The following is a 21,625-nucleotide window of genomic DNA, read 5'->3' as shown; positions in this document are numbered from 1 at the left end:
AAAACAGAAAAAAGCCCATTTCAGATAAGAAAGAGCCGTATTCCAATCCCAAAAACAGAAAAACGCCTATTTCAGATAAGAAAAAGCAGTATTCCAATCCCAAAAACAGAAAATGCCCTTTTCAGATAAGAAAGAGCAGTATTCTTATCCCAAAAAACAAAGCAACGCCCATTTCAGATAAGAAAAAGCCGTATTCCAATCCCAAAAACAGAAAAAAGCCCATTTCAGATAAGAAAGAGCCGTATTCCAATCCCAAAAACAGAAAAACGCCTATTTCAGATAAGAAAAAGCAGTATTCCTATCTAAAAAACAAAGAAACGCCCATTTGAGATAAGAAAGGCTGTTTTTTTCCTAAATAGCAGGCAGAGCCTCCCAAAAAGGAACACCTTTTTCGGGAGGCTCTGCCTGCGCTTTTCTTACTTGGAATGTTCGTTAAACCAGTTCTCAAATACCGCTTTATCTTGAAGTCCAGTAATCCTTGCTGTTTCTTTGCCATCTTTAAATTGAATGATTGTAGGCGTTTCTTTAATTGCATAGTCATTGAAGCCTTCATCAAATTCCAGTAAATTATATTGAACTAAATTGACATCCATATTTTCAGAAAGAGGTGAAACAATCGGCGTCGCTTTTTTGCAATATTCACAAAGCGGGCTAAAGAAATAAACAGTAGCATCGCCCTCATCAGCGAGTACATCTTTTAAGTCCGATGGAAGTATAATATTACTGTAATTAGGGTCATTAAGCTGATTGGCAGTTTCTGGATGCAATGTATTTTTGCCATAAGGGTTATTACCAGATACCTTTTGCTCATTCTGCATCTTTGTTAAAATTCCCACACCGGCAAATAATAAAATAATGATTGCTAGAAATATAATTACCTTTTTCAATTAGCTTCCTCCCTTGTCATTTTCCAAATCATTGCACTGCAAATAAAAATAATAATAAAAGCAATTAAAGCCAAAAATGGGATGGTGACAAAGCCAAACCAGTTAATATATTGGCCAGTACAAGGAACCCTTCCACAAGCAGGTGCTGCTTCTGCAAGGAATGATAACTTCTGCAAACCATAGTGATAAATGGAAATACATGCACCAATACCAGATAAAATCATGGAATACAGGCTGATTCGATAGTCTTTTTTTACAACAGCGATACCCAGAATGACGACGAACGGATACATGACAATCCTTTGATACCAACAAAGTGCACATGGCTCATATTGTTTGATTTCAGAAAAATATAAACTTCCGAACATAGCAACGACTGATGCAGCCCATGCAACAAAGAGCAAATTTTCGCGCGGGTCTTTATTTTGGGATTTCACCATATGTATCTCCTTTTCGTTTAATTACATATAAAATTATATAGCTGTTTTCTTAAGCTTGTAAACGAAGTTGTTCATTGTTCAAGAAACCTTCATGAAAATATCATACTTTTCGCAAATTTACCATGAATTATGTTGCTTTAATGAAATAGAACAAGGTAATAATACCATATTTTAAGGATGATTATAAATGAATAAAAAAGGGAATAGGAAGTAAGTGAAAAACTGTTCAACATGAAGATAGTAAAAGGGAGCGCTAAACATGAAGAAATTAGACCTGAGCAAATTTGAAAAGAAAATGATTATTAGAAATATGAAACATGAAGATATAGATGAAATAATTTCACTTCAAGAGGTTTGTTTTCCTGGTATGGATCCGTGGAAACGGGATCACCTCGAAAGTCATTTGAATATTTTTCCGGATGGGCAGTTTGTCGCTGAATACGATGGAGAAATTATTGGATCGTGTTCAAGTTTAATTATTAACTTTGATGAGTATGATGATCGCCATTCATGGGCGGATGTGACCGACGACGGCTATATAACCAATCATAATGATGAAGGTTATAATTTATATGGAATTGAGGTGATGGTTCACCCTGAATATCGCCGAATGAAAATTGGCCACCGGCTATACGAGCAAAGAAAAGAGCTGGCACGGGAGTTGAACTTAAAGAGCATTATCATTGGCGGCCGGATACCTAACTATCATAAACATGCAAAGGAAATGAGCCCAAGAGAATATGTGAATGAAGTCTCTTTACATACGATATATGATCCAGTATTATCATTCCAGCTTTTAAATGGGTACACATTAATGAGAATTAATCCAAATTATTTGCCGGATGATACACAGTCCAATAAATATGCGACCTTAATGGAATGGAATAATGTGGATTATAAATCAACAACAAAGCGATTTTATAAAACAAGCTATCCTGTGCGAATATGTGTCGTGCAATATATGATGAGGCAAATCAATTCTTTTGAAGATTTTGCAAATCAAGTTGAATATTACACAGATGTTGCTTCAGATGCTGAAGCTGACTTTGCGGTTTTTCCAGAAATATTTACGACCCAGCTTATGTCTTTCTTACATGAAAAGGTACCAAGTTTAGCGATTAGAAAGCTGACTGAGTTCACAGAGGATTATATACAGTTGTTTACTGATTTGGCTGTACGTTATAATATTAATATAATTGGCGGGTCTCATTTTGTTAAAGAAGATGAAGACAAGATCTATAATATTGCTTACTTGTTCAGACGAGATGGAACGATTGAAAAGCAATATAAATTGCATATCACACCAAATGAAAGAAAATGGTGGGGAATAAGCGCCGGGGATTCAGTAAGAGTTTTTGACACTGATTGTGGAAAAATCGCGATTCAAATCTGTTACGATATCGAATTCCCTGAGTTAGCACGGATTGCTACAGATAAAGGGGCAAAAATCATTTTTGTTCCGTTTTGTACTGAAGATCGTGAAGGCTATTTAAGGGTGCGTTATTGTGCGCAAGCAAGAGCGATTGAAAACCAAATTTATACCGCCATATCTGGTACGGTCGGAAATCTTCCGCAAACAGAGAATATGGATATCCAATATGCCCAATCTGCCATATTCTCTCCTTCAGATTTTGAGTTTTCCAGGGATGGAATTGTAGGAGAAGCTAATCCAAATATCGAAATGGTGCAAATTGGTGATGTAGACTTAGAAATTTTAAGAAGAAAGAGGCAGGACGGCACAGTCAGACATTTGAAAGACAGAAGACATGATATTTACCAAATTAAATATAAATGAAATGGATCCGATGATTAAAGAAGTCCTTAAAAGAGGGTTTCGAAAGGGATATTCTGTAAAAAATAAGAAAGAATAAATTTAAAAGTTAGAAAAATGTCTAGCGCAAGCGTCCAACCCCCTCTATGGTCTAAGCCAACCCTCCAGAAAGGTAAAGACCACCTTTTAAGTGAGGTTCGTCCTATGCTATGCCTGAGGGTGAGCAAGGCGCTAGCGCTTTTCTAATATCTTTCGAATGAGAGATATAAGTGCGATTACCAGGGGGAAAGAAAATGGAATGGAAACAAAAGTCTGATAGATGGATGAAATTTGAAAAATTAGATCCGCAAATGAAAAAGGAATTGATAGATATATCAAAGGATGAGAAGCACCTCGAGGAAGCGTTTTATAAAGGGTTAGAATTTGGAACAGGCGGCATGAGAGGAGAAATTGGTGCTGGCACGAATCGGATGAACGTGTACACAGTCAGAAAGGCTTCCGCAGGGCTAGCAGCATATATAGAAGATCATGGGGCTGAAGCAAAAACCCGCGGGGTAGTCATTGCCTATGATTCACGTCATATGTCGCCTCAGTTTGCCATGGAAGCTGCAAAAACACTGGCTACTCGTGGCATTCAAACTTATGTCTTTGATGAATTGCGCCCTACTCCAGAACTATCATTCGCAGTGAGGTATTTACAGGCATTCTCGGGTATTGTGATAACTGCAAGCCATAATCCACCTGAATATAATGGATATAAAGTGTACGGTCCTGACGGGGCTCAGTTACCACCAGAGGCAGCGGATCAAGTGATCCAAAAAATAGATGAAGTTGAAAATGAGCTGCTAATTGAAGTGGAAGATGAAGAGTCATTGAAAGAGAAGGGCCTAATCGTGATGATTGGACAAACTATTGATCGTGCGTATGTTGAAAAATTACAAACGATTTCCGAAAATACTTCTATTGGTGAGAGAACGGATCTTTCAATTGTATTTAGCCCTTTGCATGGAACAGGGAATAAGCCTGTCAGAGACGGACTATCAGCGTTGCACTATAAGAACGTTCATGTAGTAAAAGAGCAGGAGCTTCCTGATCCGGAATTTTCGACCGTGTCCAGCCCGAATCCGGAAGAAAAGTCTGCATTTGAATTGGCAATTAAAGAAGGAGAACGGGTAAACGCTGATCTATTAATAGCTACAGATCCTGATGCAGACCGTTTGGGAATTGCCGTGAAAAATAATAAAGATGAATATGAACTGTTGACTGGCAATCAAACAGGCGCCCTATTACTTCATTACATCTTATCTCAAAAAAAGGAAAAAGGGTCGTTGTCGCCCAACGGTATGGTTTTGAAAACAATCGTTACTTCAGAGTTAGGAAGAAAAATCGCTCAAGCATTCAACATTGAGACAACCGATGTATTAACTGGATTTAAATTTATTGCTGAAAAAATGAGTGAATACGAAGCAACGGGCGATAATAAATTCATATTTGGATATGAGGAAAGCTACGGTTACTTAATCGGTGATTTTGCCAGAGATAAAGATGCTGTTCAGGCAGCTTTACTTTCAGCTGAGGTTACAGCGTATTATAAGGAAAAAGGCATATCTCTTTATGATGCGTTAATGGCTATTTATGAAGAGCATGGCTATTTCCGTGAGGGTCTGCGATCGCTTACTTTGAAAGGAAAAGATGGTGCAGAAGTCATTTCTAACATACTTGCTTCCTTCCGCACTAATCCTCCTCAAAGGATTGGTGATATGGGACTTATTGCTGTTGAGGATTATTTAACAAGTCAAAGGACAGAAAGTGCTGGTGGAGTGTCCATCATTAATCTGCCAAAGTCCAATGTGCTTAAATACTTTTTTGAAGATGGCACATGGATCTGTTTACGTCCATCAGGTACTGAGCCTAAAATCAAATTTTATTTTGGTGTTGTAGGTGAATCGCTTGAGCAAAGTAAAGAAAAGCTATTCACCATTGAAGAAAGTTTTATGAAGCTAGTTGAAAATTATCTATGAATGGAAAGCTGCTCTAATGACCAAATCTTTAGGGCAGTTTTTTTATTACAGCTTTTATCATCATTCAGATGAAAAAGACTGCAACTTTTAATGTACGTCTCAGCAAGCCGACAAAAGCAAAAGTAAGCCAACTTCCCTGGGTTTGGAGATGCTTACTGCTCGACGTTCGCCCCTCGGATCGCTTCAGAAAGTCCCATACCACTCTTTTTCATTAATTGAATGGGCTTGTCTACGGTCTCAGACTACAACTTTTGATGTAGTCTTTTTCATCTGAAAGACAGAGGCTCTTTTTACAGAAACACTGTATAATTAAAGGCATAGCACTCACACTTGCTTGTTTTATGAAGTGAGAAGGAGAATGGATATGACAAAAGAAAAACAAGCTGAAATAGGTATATTAAAGGAAATAGCAGAACTGCTAAATGAAGGGACAGAGCTTCAAACCCTTTTACCCGAGGTTTTACATAAACTGCTGGATGTCACTGACCTGAAAATGGGATGGATCTTTATGGTGGACAATGGCCAGCATCGCTTAGCTGCTTACGCTCATCTGCCTGAAGCACTAAAATATGACAATCTTGCCCCTATGTGCAGACCTGATTGTTGGTGTTTAAACAGATTTAAAAACGGTGTGCTTCAAAATGCAACAAATATCATGAGCTGTAAAAGAATCGAGGAGGCAGAAGCAGAAGAAAGATATCAAACAGATGGATTAACGCACCATGCTACCGTCCCTTTGCGGGCAGGCAGTGAACTGTTTGGTCTGTTGAATATTGGGTCTCCACATAAAAAAAACTTTGATGAAAAAGAATTGGCTTTACTTGAGTCAGTAGCATTTCAAATTGGCACTGCATTAAAACGAATTAAGCTTACCCAAAGAGAACAAGAAACAGCCTTAAAAGAAGAGCGGAACAGGCTTGCGCGCGATCTACATGATTCAGTCAATCAATTGTTATTTTCATTAAGTTTAACGGCAAGGGGCGGAAGAGAGCTTGCGAAGGATACGGATACTAAGGAGACCTTTACCTACATACAGGATTTAGCTCAGGAAGCACTCAATGAGATGAGGGCGCTTATATGGCAGCTAAAGCCTCAGGGATTAGAAGATGGGCTGATTGCTGCCGTACAGAGTTATAGTAAAATGGTTGGTTTGAATATGAACTATCATGTAAGAGGAGTCACTTTATTACCTGGGAAAGTGGAAGAGACGCTATGGAGAATTGCTCAAGAGGCAATGATGAATTGCAAAAAGCATTCCGGGCAATCGGAAATTGACTTAACCTTAATAGTAAAAGATAACAAAGTATTGATGGTGATCAAAGATGAAGGAGCAGGTTTTCATTATCAAAAGAACACGATCCTTCCATCGATGGGCTTAAAAAGTATGAAAGAACGAACAGAAGCGTTAAAGGGTGAATTTCATATTCAAACTTTTCCAAATGAAGGAACAATGATCACAATAGAAATCCCAGTATAAAGGATGGATAATAAAGATGTCTATAAAAGTGTTAATAGCGGATGACCATCATGTTGTACGGCGAGGTCTTGTATTTTTTCTGAAAACACAGTCCGGTATCGATATTGTCGGGGAAGCGAGTAATGGCAAGGAAGCTGTGGCAGAAGCAACACGGCTTAAACCTGACGTTGTCTTAATGGATCTAGATATGCCAATCATGAACGGTGTGGAGGCAACTTGTGAAATCAAAAAGGCATTTCCTAATATCCATGTAATGATATTAACGAGCTTTTCCGATCAAGAACATGTCATTCCAGCATTAGAGGCAGGTGCATCAGGATATCAATTAAAGGATGTTCATCCTGACGAGCTAGTAAAGTCAATAAAGCAATTGGTTAATGGAGAGAGTCAAATCCATCCAAAAGCTACAACACAGTTATTATCCCATTATAATCATAAAAAAATGAATCCCTTAGATGAATTAACCAATAGAGAACGAGATGTTCTAAAGGAAATTACAAAGGGAAAAAGCAATAAGGAAATATCAGCATCGTTGTTTATAACGGAAAAAACGGTTAAAACTCATGTATCAAATATTCTTTCTAAATTAGAGGTAGCCGATCGAACTCAAGCAGCATTACTAGCTGTTCGCAACGGGTTTAAATAAAACAAAAAAACACGGGGTAAGCCGTGTTTTTTGTTTATTATGGTGGAATTCTAAATCAGATAGGACGAAGCGGTCTTTATTTCTTCCTCAGACAATTGGTTGGCATGGTCAATGTAGCGTAGTAAAGAATATAACTGTCCTTCAATGACGGTATAGTCTTTTTCAAAATTATATGCATGAAGAAAATGCTCGATTTTCTTCGATAAAAACTGGTCATGTGTCCGCACCATGAGAATCAATAAATTATCCCATTCAGAACGGTTGGTGTAATACAAAGCGCGATCATAATCCACTTTATTCATTTGCCCTCTCCTCCCTTTAAGGAGTTGATTATAGTTTGCACAGCCTCTTCTTCTTTTCTTACACAAAAAATTGGACAGGTTGATTTTTAAGGGTTATCAACTTTTACCTGTATAATGTTTGAAAGAAAAAGCATTCTTAAAAAGATACATAAATCATTTATTTTTCGTAAAAAATAAATGTATTAACGACTAAATTGTGGAGGTAACGATGAAAAAGCTGATTATAGCGCTTTTTGCATTGGCATGTTTTGGGTACATATATTATTCTCCTGCGTTTGCCAATGAGCATGTTTTATCTGAGCACCAAGAAAAAGTGGATTATGAAAAGTACGGAAGAATAGCCACAGCAGTTGTCAAAGAGGATTACCCAGATGAAGCAGTGGTTGATTATAAATACGCGGGAAGAAGAAAAATCTCTGATACAGAGGTCATTGACTCATTCGTTTATGAAGTGATCGAGAATGAAAAAGCAGTTACAGTATTGGTAAAAGTAACGCATAGACTTGATGCCAGTAAATTCATTAGCTTGACTGTGGAAGAGCAGATGAAAAATTAGTCAAACGAAGAGAAGCTTTATTCCTTATCAAAATAAGGGAACAAGCTTCTTTTTTAACTATAATGATGCCCATTCCTGACCTTTAGATTTAAATGAGAAATCCATGCAGGCGTGAGAGAGATTTTTGGGTTTGGTCATTTCATGATAAACATTATGTTCAATTTGAAATTGACCAACAGCTACACATCATTCCCATTGTTAAATCATAGATTATGTTAAGGAACATGATAGGGAGTGATGAGAGGTTGCTGAATCAAGATAATAAAGCTTTGGAATATGCAATAGCGGAAATCACTGAAATTGCCAATGGTTTTGGATTAGATTATTATCCGATGCGTTATGAAATTTGCCCGGCGGAAATTATATATACTTTTGGTGCGTACGGTATGCCAACCAGATATTCTCATTGGAGCTTTGGAAAGCAGTTCTTTAAAATGAAACTTCACTATGACTTCGGTTTATCAAAGATTTATGAACTCGTCATTAATTCAGACCCATGCTATGCATTTTTACTTGATTCGAATTCATTAATCCAAAATAAGCTCATTGTTGCCCATGTATTAGCGCACTGCGATTTCTTTAAGAATAATGTCCGCTTCCAAAATACAAAGAGGGACATGGTGGAAAGTATGGCAGCTACGGCGGATAGAATCAGACAATATGAAATAGACTACGGAAAAAAAGAAGTGGAGACATTTCTCGATGCCATACTAGCAATAGAGGAGCATATTGATCCATCTCTCATGCGGCCAAAATTCGTATGGGATACGGATGAGGAAGAAAGCTCAACCATTCAATCAACCTCCCCTTATGATGATTTATGGGACTTGGACCAATCAGTCATGAAAGAAGATAAAACTGTAAAAAAAAGGAAATTCCCACCTAAGCCAGAGAAGGATATCCTCTTGTTTATCGAACATTACAGCCGCGAGTTAAAAGAATGGCAAAGGGATATTTTAACAATGATGCGTGAAGAAATGCTTTATTTCTGGCCGCAGTTAGAAACAAAAATTATGAATGAAGGCTGGGCTTCTTTTTGGCATCAGCGGATATTGCGGGAAATGGACTTAACATCTGGAGAAGCATTGGAGTTTGCCAAATTAAATGCCGGGGTAGTTCAGCCTTCAAAGACTGGTATTAACCCATATTATTTAGGATTGAAAATTTTTGAGGATATCGAGGAGCGTTATAACAATCCGACAGAAGAAATGAAAAGGAGAGGCGTAAAACCAGGGTCTGGGAGAGAGAGAATGTTTGAGGTAAGGGAGATTGAATCAGATATTTCCTTTATCCGCAATTATTTGACAAAGGACCTTGTGCTAAGAGAGGATATGTATTTATTCCAAAAGCAGGGCAAAGATTACAAAGTCGTGGATAAAGCATGGGAGAATGTCCGTGATCAGCTAGTGAGTATGCGTGTGAATGGTGGCTTCCCATATATCACTGTTAACGATGGAGACTATATGAAAAACGGTGAACTCTACTTGAAGCATTGGTTTGAAGATGTCGAACTAGACCTCAAGTATCTTGAGAAAGTAATGCCATATGTGCATCAGCTATGGGGTCGATCCGTCCATATGGAAACAATAGTAGAAGGGAAAGAGATGGTCTTCACCTACGACGGCAAAACCATCCACAGAAAATACTTGTGAAAAGAAAATAGGCGACTGTTCAGGTGCGACAACGTAAGACTTCGAGCACCTAGGAGCCGAAGCTAGACAAAAAGAAAAGCGTAGGCGACTGTTCAGGTGCGACAACGTAAGACTTCGAGCCCCTAGGAACTGAAGCTGGACAAATGAAAAGAGTAGGTCCAAAAAATGATGATTATCATCTTTTGGGCCTACTCTTTTGTTAATGAATCGCAGATTTGAATTTACTTCCTTGTGCTTCCTGCGTATCCATGATAGTTGTAAAAGCATTTGTATCAATTTCATTAACAATTGATTTTAATTTTGATATCTCCAATCGGGTTATGACGACATAAATAATATCTTTATCATTATCTTTATATCCGCCCTTACCCTTCAGTTTGGTTACTGTTCTTCCAAGCCGTTCAATAATGGCTTCCGAGATATCCTCGTAATGATCAGACACAATGATTACTGCCTTGGTATCACCTTCAAAGCCTTGAACAACTGTATCGATTGTTTTCGAAGCTACATAATAGGCGATGATCGAATACATTGCTTGCTCCCATCCTAACACGAAGCCTGCCCATGTAAACACAAAGATATTGAAAAACATGACAAATTCGCCGATAGAGAATGGGATTTTTTTGGTTAAGAGGATGCCTAAAATCTCGGTTCCATCTAAAGCGCCTCCGTGTCTAATGACTAGACCGACGCCGGCACCGAGAATAAGTCCGCCAAAAACCGTCGCGAGCAGAGGGGTTGTTGTAAATGCTGTAAAATGGTGAAGCTGGGATTCGGCGACAGCTAGAGCAACTATGCCAAAAAGAGAGGATAAGAAAAAGGTTTTGCCAATATGCTTATACCCTGCAAATAAAAATGGAATATTAAAGAAAATAATTAAGATACCGAAATTAATGTTCGTTAAATTGTTAACAATTAATGATATACCGATGATTCCTCCATCAATAATGGAGTTTGGAATTAGGAATAACTCAATTGCGAGTGCAGCGAGTACTGCACCAATAAGAAGCATAAAATACCGATAAATAATGTGCATGATACTTTCTGATTTGTGTGCCTTTGCCATAAAATCCTTCCTTCTTTACATATGTAATGACGAAAAAAAACGATTGTTTACAAGAAAATACTAGAACAATCACAGCGTTTTTTTTCTATTTTGCATCCTTTTCTCCTCCTTATGGAAATAAGATACATTTCTATTTTACCATTACTTTTTATGGATAAAAAATATTTTTGGGAAAAATGTTAAAGAAAAGGTTAAAAAGGTTATTATTTAGCAAAATGTTAAATTCAATGGAAATGATAGAATCAGCTTCAGTAAAGCGACATGTCGAAAAAAGAACAGGTAAAAAAAATCATTCGATATTATTTAATAGGGTTGAACATTGTTTGAGTTTAACTCATAATGTATATATGAACATATATTCATATATAGATAGGAGGAACAGTACCATGGGACACGGACATTCACATGGATCACACCACCATCATTCTTCAACCAATAAGAAAGTCCTTTTATGGGCATTCTTTTTAATTGCCTCTTTTATGGTTGTAGAATTAATCGGGGGGATTATGACAAATAGTCTCGCACTGTTATCTGATGCAGGTCATATGCTAAGTGATGCAGCGGCACTCGGGTTGAGTTTTATAGCCATTAAAATGGCTGAAAAGAAGTCAACAGACAGGAAGACCTTTGGATACAAACGTTTCGAGATCATTGCAGCAGCCATTAATGGACTAACATTAATCCTTATTGCATTGTACATCTTTTATGAAGCTTATCATCGATTGCTAGATCCGCCAGCTGTTCAAAGTCTTGGGATGCTTGCAATTGCTGCGATTGGGTTAATAGTAAATATTGCAGCAGCGTTTATTCTCATGAAGGGGGATAAAGATGATAACCTAAATGTGAAGAGTGCCTTTTTACATGTCATTGGGGATATGCTTGGTTCAGTTGGAGCGATAATAGCAGCCTTGCTCATTTACTTTTTTAATTGGGGAATAGCAGATCCAATTGCCAGTGCAATTGTAGCGATTCTCATTTTGATTAGCGGCTGGAGGGTAATGAAGGAATCCTTCCATGTACTAATGGAAGGTACACCAGATGGATTAGAGATTAAAAAGATTAAATTATCGCTTCAGCAAATACCTGAAGTAGCTGATGTGCATGATCTCCATGTTTGGACAATCACATCGGGCTATCATTCCTTAAGCTGTCATATTATCATGCAGGGCGATATCAATCATGACGAAGTTTTACGTAAGTCACAGGTGGTGCTGCATAATGAATTCGGTATTGAGCACAGCACCATTCAGGTTGAAGGGGAAAATAGCGGATGCCCAGGTCATCAAGAAAGCTGTAATTAGGAATGCTGGGCATGGTCTATTGTTTGTTTCAGAAGACTGATGACATGCTCATCATCATGGCTATAGTAAAGAGTAGTTCCTTCTCTTCTGAATTTAACAAGTCTTAGGTTTTTTAAAAAACGGAGCTGATGAGAGACTGTTGATTGTAATAAAGAAAGCTTTTCTGCAATTTCATTCACAGAGTGTTCTTCATGGAATAGTAAATGCAGTATTCTTAACCTTGTAGGGTCTGATAGAGCTTTAAAGGTTTGAGACACAATGAAAAGTGTCTCTTCATCAAAATTTTCAAATTGTGTTTGTTCATCATTCATTTCATTCACCTTCCCAATAATAGTATAGCCTTGATGTATGGCAAATGGAAATAAGAAAACCCGCTGTGAATATCAGCGGGTTTGATTTCTTTCTTCCTTTAATACCTTTTTTACTTCGGTGAAAATGGTGGCAAACTCTTTTTCTAGCTCCTCGTCTTTTACTTTCAAGTCTGTTTTAATCTGACGGATACTGCGGCCATCCTGTTTCATTTTGAAAATATCATTGATATCTGTGCCACTCACTTTGGAAATGGCTAATCCTGCAATGATTAAATGGAAACTTTCACCACCTTGAAGCCAGCTTTGAATTTCTTCTTCGGTTCTGCCAGAATAGGATGAGAGTACTTTAATTACTTCGTCTTTATGCTCTAATAATCTTTTTTCCTTCTTCTTATGATGTTCCTTAAGTTTCTTTAAATCTACACCGAAATGAGCGGCTGTTTTTTTCCATGACTCTTCATGGTCTTTATAATACGCCAAAATTTCCTCTGCATTCTTATCTGTGTGTTTAGCGATATGTGATGCTATAATGATATCTTTTTTCTTAAAGCCTTTATTCTGTAAATCTTTTAATTCTTTTTGATCCAGTGAAGTGCAGTGAGGATGTTTACCCACATCCAGGTCTTTACTATCGATTGCTTGTGCAGCAGGAGGCAGTAAAGTTAAGAACGTACCAATGAGTAAAATGCATAGGGTAATCACAACATATACTTTTCTTTTCATAGCTCATTCCTCCAAGATAAAATAGGGTTCATCTTATGATGTCCTAATCTTACAAATAAATAATCCATCATTTTTTCATGCAAATGATGACCCTTTGATTGAAATGAACACGATAATTCGGTTAAATAGAATTAAATAAACAGAGTTCGGGATGGTGCAGAATGAACATTTTAGTTGTGGAAGATAATGAAAGTGTTTGCTCAATGCTTGAAATGTTTTTTATGAAGGAAGGCTATCAAGGCAAATTTGTTCACGATGGACAATCAGGTTTTGAGTATTTTAATAAGGGCAATTGGGATTTAATTATTCTCGATTGGATGCTTCCGATTATGGACGGGGTGACTTTATGCCGGAAGATTAGAGAATTAAGCAAGGTGCCTATTATTATGTTGACAGCCAAAGACAGTGAATCTGATCAAGTATTGGGATTAGAGATGGGTGCAGATGATTATGTAACAAAACCGTTTAGCCCACTTACATTAATGGCAAGAATTAAAGCAGTAACGAGAAGATTCCACGTAGATACCTCTGAGCAAGAAGAGGGACAATTTATTTCGAGCAATTATTTTAAAATTAGTAAAGAATCAAGAGAAGCCTATTTTGATGGGGTTTTATTAACCAATTTAACACCCAAGGAGTTTGATCTCTTATATTATTTCATTAAAAATCCGAAACAGGTTTTTTCCAGGGAACAATTATTGGATAAAGTTTGGGGCTACCAATTTTATGGGGATGAAAGAACGGTTGACGTTCATATAAAAAGGCTAAGGAAAAAAATAGGCAATACAGATCAGCCATTTATACATACAGTATGGGGCGTTGGCTATAAATTTGATGAGTCAGCAGAGCACTATGAAAGTTAAGTTCTTTTATAAGTTGCTGACCAGTCATATTTTGATTTTATTTCTGGCTTTCTTACTTTTGAGTGTTTTATTTTCACACTTTGTAGAAAGTTATATCTTTGAAAACAGGGTAGAAGAGCTGAGTGAATATGGAGAGCAAATTTTAATTGATATAACTGTGAGACTTGATGAAACACAGGAATTGTTAATAAAGTACAGTCAGCTGCTTGAGGCAAGAAATATCCAGTATATTCTCTTCGATGGAAAAGGAAATATTATTTATCCGAACATCAGGGATCCGATTGTAAAACTTTCGAATGCGGAATGGAATCAGCTTTCCTCAGGTAAGCAGATTTCTGTTAGTCATGATATTAAACGTTTTGATCAAGAAGTGACATTAGTGGCCATGCCTTATATGCAGGGGGATAGAATCTCAGGTGGCATCTTACTCTTATCACCAACAAGTAGCTCGATGCAAATGGTGGGTCAACTAAATAAATATTTAATTTACACCATCGGCATTTCATTATCTGCTGCGATTTTTCTCAGCCTGTTTTTCTCTAAAAACTTATCGAACAGAATCAAAGTATTTCGCAATGCCACCTCAATGATTTCAGAGGGGAACTATAATGTAAATGTCCCTGATGAAAGCAATGATGAGTTGGGCAATCTTGCAAAGGATTTTAATAAAATGGCAAACAAATTAAAAGTGTCGAATGAAGAGATTGATCGATTGGAAAATCGCAGACAAAAGTTTTTAGCTGATGTTTCTCATGAATTGCGAACGCCTTTAACGACCATTAGCGGGCTAGCAGAAGGGATAAAAAATGAGCTTATTCCGGAACAGGAAGTAGAAAAAGGGATGACGTTAATTGATAGGGAGGCAAAGAGGTTAATTAGACTTGTGAACGAGAATCTGGATTATGAAAAAATCCGGTCAAATCAGCTGCATCTAAACATCATGGAGATTCATGTAATAGAAGTATTTGAGGTTGTAAGTGAACAGCTTTTATTCCAAGCGGAAGAGAAAAACAATCAGATCTCGATAGAGGCAGATGATCAATTAACCTTGATGGCAGATTATGATCGAATTGTACAAATTTTAGTAAATATCGTGAAGAATAGTATTCAATTCACTGAAAATGGCTGGATTTCCCTTAGAGCAGTTGAGAGTGAAGAATGTATACAGATAGATATTGAAGATAACGGAATCGGCATTGATCCGAAAGAGGTTGATTGGATATGGGAGAGGTTTTATAAAGCGGATACATCAAGGACGAATAATTATTTTGGGGAGTTTGGGATTGGCTTATCCATTGTGAAGCAACTTGTTGAACTACACGATGGGAAGATAGAAGTAGTGAGTGAGCAAGGGAAGGGTACGATGTTCAGTCTGCTATTTCCAAAAAAATAACCAAAGGCGCATATGCTCCTTTGGTTATTTTTTAGTCACTCGCTTATAGGATTGCTATCCGATTGGAACTGAGATTCAGACTTAAGATTGTGAGATGACTTGTGTTTCATTTAAAGATAAATCCTGCGGTTTGGTTGTTTCTATTTCGGGTATTTTTGTTACTTCTACAAATTTTATATGATGATCTTCCATCTCGAGAATGCTAAACAGATAAGCTCCATGCTGCAATATGTCTCCTTCTTTTGCTTCATAGTTCTCAGTTAATATCCAGCCGCCAATAGTATCAACATCTTCATCATTCATTTCAATTCCAAATAGGTCGTTAATTTCGGTAACAAGCACTTTTGAGTCTAAAATATAATGATCATCTTTTACCTTTTGAATGTTTGGAATCTCATCGGCATCAAATTCATCGCGAATTTCTCCGACGATCTCTTCGATGATGTCTTCTACTGTAACGATCCCGGATGTACCACCATATTCATCCATTAAAACAGCCATATGAATACGTTCTTTTTGCATTTTTAATAGCAAATCATGAATCGGTATGGAGTCAATTACTCGAATGATTGGGCGAACATAGGAATCTAAAGTTTTTACTACAACTTCATTTTTTTTCGAGATGACTTCGGTAAGGATTTCTTTTATATTGATCATCCCGATGATATGATCTTTATCTCCGTCAATGATTGGATACCTGGTAAATTTTTCATGTTGAGCGACCTGAAGAAAAGTTTCTAAATGATCTTCTTTAGCTAATGAAACAATCTCTGTCCGAGGAACCATAATTTCCTTTGCAATCCGATTATCAAATTCGAAGATTTTATTTACATACTTAAACTCAGATTGGTTAATTTCACCACTTTCATAGCTTTCAGAAAGTATAATACGAAGTTCTTCCTCAGAATGGGCCAACTCATGCTCTGATGCAGGCTTCAAACCGAATAAGCCAGTCAGAAGTCTTGCAGATCCGTTTAAAATCCAAATAAACGGGAACATTATTTTATAGAACAAGATCAACGGTTTAGCGACTAATAAAGTAACTGCCTCAGCTTTATGAATGGCGACTGTTTTAGGTGCGAGTTCACCAACTACCACATGTAAAAATGTCACAATCATAAACGCAAATGCAATGACCAGCACGTGTGATAGTGACTCAGGCAAGCTGAAAAATTGGAAGATAGGAGACAAAATACTTTCAAACGTCTTTTCACCGAGCCAGCCAAGGGCTAAAGCAGTAATGGTAATTCCTAGCTGACAAGCAGATAAATATTCGTCAAGATGTGTTGTCAGTTTTTTTACAGCAATCGCTCTTGTGCTGCCTTCTTCTATTAATTGGTCAATTCTAGAACTTCTTATTTTTACGATGGCAAATTCTGAAACTACAAAAAATGCCGTTAAAGCAATTAAAATGGCTACTATAACCAAGTTTAATATGTCCAAATAAGTTCCCCATGTCCCGAATGAACGGGCAGGGTGTCACCTCCTAATTTTCTTGAAAAGTTGGACTAGCTTTTTAAGCTGACAAGAGCTTGAAGCAAGGCAGACCCTTCGAAGGTCAGCTTCTTAGAGACATCGTCTTTTTCTTTCTCCTCTAAATTTTTGATAAGAGGCATCAAAACCGATATTTCATAATGAAGATGTTTCATTTGAAGGGTCACTGTCTCAACCTGCTTGTCGATTTCTCTTGTAAGGAAATCCCTTTTCGTATTCATTTCTAGCTTTCTCTTAATCTCTTCAAGAGGTATATGCATTTTTTTGCATTCATCAATAAACCTTAAGTCCAATATCACGTCTTCAGAATAAATTCTATAGTTGGATTTTGAACGTTCAGCATGTATTAATCCAATGCATGTATAGTAGTCTATTGTCCTTTTGGACACGTTTGCAATATTTGCTAACTCACCGATGCGATAGAATGCCCCATCGTATCACCTCAGTTTTCTTATAATATAAAAATAATTATACTTTAGTAAAAACCATACAGTCAAACGTATTGGTTTAAATAGCAGGTTCCAATTTTATTTTATGCGAAAATTCTGTTAATATGAAGTATTAATTTTAAAAAAATTTTATGTTTAAATATATATGGTGTTAGGGAAAGCATACTATATTCTTGTCCAAAATAATAAAAAAGGAGAGAGGTCTCCTTAAAATTCATGATTAATTATCCGTATTTTGAAATAAGGTTTGGACAGGGAATAGTGAAAAGAGTATTTCAACATAATAGTGTTAGTTCATAATGGTAGGTTTTATTTGTTTAAGTCAGATAAAAGAAAAGAGTAAACGACCAAATCGTGATAACGATTGTTAAGTAATTCACCATCTCGCATGAGACCTTCTTTTGTGAAGCCAAGCCTTTCAGGTATGGAGCGACTTTTGTTATTATTCAATCCGCACTTGATTTCAATTCGATTCAAATGTAACTCTAATAATACATATTGCATAAGGGCTTTAACAGATTTAATTACAATCCCGTTTCCTTGAAACTGTTCACCTAAGAAGTACCCGATATTAGTTTGCCTATTCATCCAATCGATTTGATGCAGACTAATAGAACCGACTAATTGTCCGTTGAAAAGGATGGCAGTATTTAATCCGATATGATTAGTATACATTTTTTGCCACATATCTATTAAATAGCGGCATTGAGCGTGCGATTGCGTTTGATCAATCCATGGAAGCCATTCCCTCAAATGCTTTCGGTTGGAGTCGATGAGATGGAAAAAATCGTTAGCATGATGAGCCTGCAAAAGCTGTAAATCGATTTCATTATCGACCTTTAGAGTGAACAAATCGCTCACACTCCCTTCTATATTAAAATATTCTCGTGCAAAGAATGAAATGCCGGTCCGTAGAAAATATTCGAATTTCTTAAACGAGTTGAAGGAAATAAAAAATAGTAAAAAAGAATTAAAATTATAGTAAGATAATTCATTTTCTTTGCGTTAGTAACGTGCAATATATTATTCTTATATTTCGAACTAAAAATTGGGAGGTCTTTTATGAAATTAACGACTAAAATTGTTATTGCTTTAATAGCAGGTGCAATTGTAGGTATTACTCTTAATATCACTGCCCCTGGTGTATTTGATGTACTAGATACTTGGTTATTTAGTCCGCTTGGCAAGATTTTTCTTAATTTGATTAGTATGCTTGTTATTCCTATTGTACTTTTCTCAATTATCTTAGGGTTTAATGGTTTGGGTGAACCTAAGCACTTAGGAAGAATTGGTGTAAGAACGATTTCATATTTTGTATGTACAACCTTTGTCGCTCTTGCAATAGGAATGTCATTAGCATTAATTTTTAAACCAGGTGAAGCTGGGGAATTTAATACGACAACTACATCTGATTATGAAGCATCTGAAGCACCGCCAATTAGTGAAACGCTATTAAATATTATTCCTTCTAATCCATTTGAGGCGATGTCTTCTGGAGATATGCTTCAAATTATTGTGTTTGCAGGGTTTATTGGATTTGCATTAACGGTACTTGGGGAAAAAACCAAAGGGGTTGTCAATCTGATCCAGCAAGGAAATGATATTATGATGTATCTTGTTGGAATCGTGATGAAATTTGCTCCTTATGGGACCTTCGGGTTGCTTGCCTCAGCTATTGGAAGCCAAGGCTTATCGGCAATAAAAGCAATGGGCTTATATATGACAATTGTTCTGGTGGCGCTTATAATACATAGTTTTATTATGTATGGAGGCACGGTATACTTCTTTGGCGGCAAGAGAAATCCATTGAAGTTCTTTAAGGGCTTTGCTCCAGCAATGGGAGTAGCTTTTAGTACATCAAGCAGTAATGCTGTACTCCCGGTATCGATGGAAGTCGCGCAAAAAAACTTGAAAATCCCAAAAACAATCAGCAGCTTTGTACAGCCCTTAGGTGCAACCATCAATATGGATGGTACGGCAATCATGCAAGGTGTAGCTACAATCTTCATCGCCCAAGTTTATGGGATTGACTTAAGTTTTGGGCAATTATTAACGGTAGTACTGACAGCTGTCCTTGCTAGTATAGGTACAGCGGGTGTACCTGGTGTTGGGCTGATCATGCTTGCAATGGTCTTACAGTCAGTAAATCTTCCTGTTGAAGGAATCGCTTTGATATTAGGTATCGACCGATTATTAGATATGGCAAGAACTGCAGTCAATATTACAGGTGATGCAGCATGTGCAGCTTGGATTACTGAGTCCGAAAGAAAAAGAGAGCTTAAAGAAAATACTGCACAATAAGCAAACAAAAAAAGACGACCAACATTCTATTTTGAAATGTAGTCGTCTTTTTTTATGGAGCCGTTATAGCTCCCATATTGGCAGGAGTTTAGATTCATACTAGCGCTCAATTGGTAGGATAATTGAAAAGATCGTCTGATTTTCTCCAGATATGCAAGATAATGAGCCACGGTGTTTTTCTATTATCTCCCTGCAAACAAATAGTCCTAGACCTGTACCAAGGGTCTTAGTGGTAAAGAAGGGCTCAAAGATGGTGTTTACCAAATTTGAAGGGATTTCTGGGCCATTATTAGCGATATGGATTTGTACCTGATTCATATCTGTTATCCCTAAACTAATTATTATTGTAGGGTTTAACCGCTCAGGACTTAATACATCAATTGCATTGAAAATAATATTAATCAACACTTGTCGAATTTCATCTTTATACCCGATTAAAATGACATCATCTTTTTGTATTTCTTTAATAATTTTCACTTTGCTATCAAGAATGCTTGGGTAGAGGAAGTTGAGTACTTCTTCAATTAATAGATTGAGTGAGAATTTGGTCTTGTCCTTTCCAATGATTTCTTTCTTGGAAAGGAGCAGGAACTGAGAGATCCGAAAGTTTAACTGCTCAATTTCATTTGAAATGATCTCCAGGTATTTCATATTGGGATAATCGGATTTGAGTAATTGAATGAAGCCCTGGATTGATGTTAATGGGTTTCTAAACTCATGAATGAAGCTTGATGTCATTTGCCCTAATAAAGTTAGTCGGTCCTTGTGTGTGGAATCAATAAACTGGTTTTTCTCCTTAATAATTTGGTTCTGATTCTCACTATAAAATGAAACCGCATAATACAGGAATTGATCAAAGCAATAATTCATCTGTTGAATATATGTGCGCATCTCAGCTTCAGTGGATTCGATTTGAAATAAATACTTTTGCGTTACTTCCCTTCCAATATTTACATTAAATACAAAGTCACCGATATTAATATTTGCTTTTACTCTTTGCTTTGCAACTGTTAAAGCGAGTTCTCTAAGGATATTGTCTAATTCTTTACCCTCATCGGAGAAAATTCTCATGAGTAGAAGATACATGACTTCTCCGTTAATTAAGACGGATTCCTTAAAAGGATCATTATTCGTAATTCTTATCTTATCAGCCCATTCATGCAATATCTCATTTTTCCTTTTAGCGAAAAAAGCAACTAGCTTTTCATAGGTTCCAGCATGCATATAACCTAGTACCCCCATTAATCTTTCATGTAAATATAGATTCGCCTAGATTGTCTTAAATCCTCTTATAATCAGTTGGAAATTTCATCCGTGAAAAATATTTGTGTTTTAATTGAAAAATCCTAATTATTCGCTTTATAATAGAGTTACCAGGTGTAAAATTACACTGCTACTTTTAGCCTACTACTTTAAAAGGACTGAATAAACTTTGACAAGAGATGAAATTATTTTAAAAGTGTCTGAAAAAATGCGCCTTATAAGAACTGAAGCAGGCTATACGCAAGATAAAATGGCTGAAATCATAGGCGTTTCTAAGAAAACCCTTGTCCAGATTGAAAAGGGAAGGGCAGAGGCAGGCTGGTCAACCGTGGTTGCTGTTTGTGCTTTATTTCGTGAAACGGAAACGGTCCGATTCTTATTTGGGAACGAGCCTTTGGAAGTGTTAGAGACGATCGCCAGAGAGGGTTTAGATTATAGAAAAGAAAAAACACTAGGTGGTAAAATTTGGTGGAAAGAAATGAAAAAAGAAAACGGCTATATCTTGCAGCAGAACATCATTAGCCAGCATTATCGGATTATTGATGAAGAGCACTTTAGAATTTACAGCAGTTTTGACGAGGGTACGGCTATTGACCGGTTTTCTGAAATTATTAAGGAATCTTATATTTAATTAGTGCCAGTTTTTTTGTAGCTAATGGCTCGAGGTCATAGGGGAAGGACTCCAGATATAAATCCTGAAGTCCTTTCT

The 21,625-nt window shown here is 36.9% G+C and carries 22 protein-coding genes; 12 read left to right on the top strand and 10 right to left on the bottom strand.

Annotated features, from left to right (window positions below; translation table 11 throughout):
- Positions 1-329 (top strand): hypothetical protein (locus tag J2S17_RS04185; protein WP_370874945.1); only part of this gene is annotated, 329 nt, incomplete at its 5' end.
- Positions 330-416: 87 nt separating this feature from the next.
- On the opposite strand, the gene J2S17_RS04180 is transcribed toward J2S17_RS04185, so the two are convergent.
- Positions 417-887 (bottom strand): thioredoxin family protein, encoded by a 471-nt coding sequence (locus J2S17_RS04180; RefSeq protein WP_307472202.1) that lies wholly within the window; start codon positions 885-887, stop codon positions 417-419.
- Complete coding sequence (locus tag J2S17_RS04175; protein ID WP_307472199.1) at positions 884-1,327, bottom strand: disulfide oxidoreductase; 444 nt, start codon at positions 1,325-1,327, stop codon at positions 884-886. The genes J2S17_RS04180 and J2S17_RS04175 overlap by 4 nt, the downstream gene beginning before the upstream one ends.
- 259 nt (positions 1,328-1,586) lie before the next feature.
- On the opposite strand from J2S17_RS04175, the gene J2S17_RS04170 reads away from it, so the two are divergent.
- The 4 genes from J2S17_RS04170 (at position 1,587) to J2S17_RS04155 (ending at position 7,242) form a co-directional block, all read left to right on the top strand.
- The gene (locus J2S17_RS04170; RefSeq protein ID WP_307472197.1) at positions 1,587-3,122 is read left to right on the top strand and encodes a bifunctional GNAT family N-acetyltransferase/carbon-nitrogen hydrolase family protein; all 1,536 of its coding nucleotides are present in this window, start codon (positions 1,587-1,589) and stop codon (positions 3,120-3,122) included.
- A 269-nt stretch (positions 3,123-3,391) separates the two neighbouring features.
- Positions 3,392-5,119 (top strand): phospho-sugar mutase, encoded by a 1,728-nt coding sequence (locus tag J2S17_RS04165; RefSeq protein ID WP_307472195.1) that lies wholly within the window; start codon positions 3,392-3,394, stop codon positions 5,117-5,119.
- A gap of 358 nt (positions 5,120-5,477) precedes the next feature.
- Positions 5,478-6,596, top strand: a complete 1,119-nt coding sequence (locus tag J2S17_RS04160) for a GAF domain-containing sensor histidine kinase (protein WP_307472193.1) — start codon at positions 5,478-5,480, stop codon at positions 6,594-6,596.
- 16 nt (positions 6,597-6,612) lie between these two features.
- Positions 6,613-7,242 (top strand): response regulator, encoded by a 630-nt coding sequence (locus J2S17_RS04155; RefSeq protein WP_307472191.1) that lies wholly within the window; start codon positions 6,613-6,615, stop codon positions 7,240-7,242.
- 50 nt (positions 7,243-7,292) lie between these two features.
- Here the strand turns inward: J2S17_RS04155 and J2S17_RS04150 are convergent, their stop codons facing one another.
- Positions 7,293-7,544, bottom strand: a complete 252-nt coding sequence (locus J2S17_RS04150) for a YhdB family protein (RefSeq protein ID WP_307472190.1) — start codon at positions 7,542-7,544, stop codon at positions 7,293-7,295.
- A gap of 208 nt (positions 7,545-7,752) precedes the next feature.
- Here J2S17_RS04150 and J2S17_RS04145 point away from each other — a divergent pair, with 208 nt between their 5' ends.
- Together J2S17_RS04145 and J2S17_RS04140 are read left to right on the top strand one after the other, a co-directional pair.
- Positions 7,753-8,100: a DUF3889 domain-containing protein gene (locus tag J2S17_RS04145; protein WP_307472188.1), complete on the top strand. Its 348-nt coding sequence runs from the start codon at positions 7,753-7,755 to the stop codon at positions 8,098-8,100.
- A 245-nt stretch (positions 8,101-8,345) separates the two neighbouring features.
- Positions 8,346-9,752 carry a SpoVR family protein gene (locus J2S17_RS04140; RefSeq protein WP_307472187.1) on the top strand — a complete coding sequence of 469 codons (1,407 nt, stop codon included), beginning with the start codon at positions 8,346-8,348 and terminating at the stop codon, positions 9,750-9,752.
- Positions 9,753-9,951: 199 nt separating this feature from the next.
- Here the strand turns inward: J2S17_RS04140 and J2S17_RS04135 are convergent, their stop codons facing one another.
- Entirely contained in the window at positions 9,952-10,818 is an 867-nt protein-coding gene (locus J2S17_RS04135; RefSeq protein WP_307472186.1) for a YitT family protein, read from the bottom strand.
- A gap of 386 nt (positions 10,819-11,204) precedes the next feature.
- On the opposite strand from J2S17_RS04135, the gene J2S17_RS04130 reads away from it, so the two are divergent.
- Positions 11,205-12,119 (top strand): cation diffusion facilitator family transporter, encoded by a 915-nt coding sequence (locus J2S17_RS04130; protein WP_307472182.1) that lies wholly within the window; start codon positions 11,205-11,207, stop codon positions 12,117-12,119.
- Here J2S17_RS04130 and J2S17_RS04125 read toward each other — a convergent pair.
- Both J2S17_RS04125 and J2S17_RS04120 read right to left on the bottom strand, forming a co-directional pair.
- Positions 12,116-12,430: an ArsR/SmtB family transcription factor gene (locus J2S17_RS04125; protein WP_307472181.1), complete on the bottom strand. Its 315-nt coding sequence runs from the start codon at positions 12,428-12,430 to the stop codon at positions 12,116-12,118. The genes J2S17_RS04130 and J2S17_RS04125 overlap by 4 nt on opposite strands.
- 72 nt (positions 12,431-12,502) lie before the next feature.
- Positions 12,503-13,153 (bottom strand): hypothetical protein, encoded by a 651-nt coding sequence (locus J2S17_RS04120; RefSeq protein WP_307472179.1) that lies wholly within the window; start codon positions 13,151-13,153, stop codon positions 12,503-12,505.
- Positions 13,154-13,314: 161 nt separating this feature from the next.
- On the opposite strand from J2S17_RS04120, the gene J2S17_RS04115 reads away from it, so the two are divergent.
- A complete protein-coding gene (locus J2S17_RS04115) occupies positions 13,315-14,016 on the top strand; it encodes a response regulator transcription factor (protein WP_307472177.1) in 702 nt (233 codons plus the stop codon).
- Complete coding sequence (locus J2S17_RS04110; RefSeq protein ID WP_307472175.1) at positions 14,006-15,409, top strand: ATP-binding protein; 1,404 nt, start codon at positions 14,006-14,008, stop codon at positions 15,407-15,409. Before J2S17_RS04115 ends, J2S17_RS04110 begins: the two co-directional genes overlap by 11 nt.
- A gap of 81 nt (positions 15,410-15,490) precedes the next feature.
- On the opposite strand, the gene J2S17_RS04105 is transcribed toward J2S17_RS04110, so the two are convergent.
- From J2S17_RS04105 to J2S17_RS04090, 3 genes are all read right to left on the bottom strand, one after another.
- Positions 15,491-16,852, bottom strand: coding sequence for a hemolysin family protein (locus J2S17_RS04105; protein ID WP_307472173.1), 1,362 nt, complete (start codon positions 16,850-16,852; stop codon positions 15,491-15,493).
- 65 nt (positions 16,853-16,917) lie between these two features.
- The gene (locus J2S17_RS29070) at positions 16,918-17,319 is read right to left on the bottom strand and encodes a MerR family transcriptional regulator (RefSeq protein WP_503128664.1); all 402 of its coding nucleotides are present in this window, start codon (positions 17,317-17,319) and stop codon (positions 16,918-16,920) included.
- A gap of 342 nt (positions 17,320-17,661) precedes the next feature.
- Positions 17,662-18,213 (bottom strand): GNAT family N-acetyltransferase, encoded by a 552-nt coding sequence (locus J2S17_RS04090; RefSeq protein WP_370874943.1) that lies wholly within the window; start codon positions 18,211-18,213, stop codon positions 17,662-17,664.
- Between the two features lie 201 nt (positions 18,214-18,414).
- On the opposite strand from J2S17_RS04090, the gene J2S17_RS04085 reads away from it, so the two are divergent.
- Positions 18,415-19,653: a dicarboxylate/amino acid:cation symporter gene (locus J2S17_RS04085; RefSeq protein ID WP_307472167.1), complete on the top strand. Its 1,239-nt coding sequence runs from the start codon at positions 18,415-18,417 to the stop codon at positions 19,651-19,653.
- Positions 19,654-19,752: 99 nt separating this feature from the next.
- On the opposite strand, the gene J2S17_RS04080 is transcribed toward J2S17_RS04085, so the two are convergent.
- Positions 19,753-20,895, bottom strand: coding sequence for a histidine kinase N-terminal domain-containing protein (locus J2S17_RS04080; RefSeq protein ID WP_307472165.1), 1,143 nt, complete (start codon positions 20,893-20,895; stop codon positions 19,753-19,755).
- Positions 20,896-21,085: 190 nt separating this feature from the next.
- Between J2S17_RS04080 and J2S17_RS04075 the strand changes: the two genes are divergently transcribed.
- Complete coding sequence (locus tag J2S17_RS04075; RefSeq protein WP_307472163.1) at positions 21,086-21,547, top strand: helix-turn-helix transcriptional regulator; 462 nt, start codon at positions 21,086-21,088, stop codon at positions 21,545-21,547.
- The last annotated feature ends 78 nt before the right edge of the window (positions 21,548-21,625 follow it).

It is taken from the genome of Cytobacillus purgationiresistens (assembly GCF_030813235.1).
Taxonomy (GTDB): domain Bacteria; phylum Bacillota; class Bacilli; order Bacillales; family Cytobacillaceae; genus Cytobacillus; species Cytobacillus purgationiresistens.
Note: the sequence above shows the minus strand (reverse complement) of the source record. Positions and strands in the feature narration are given on the sequence as shown.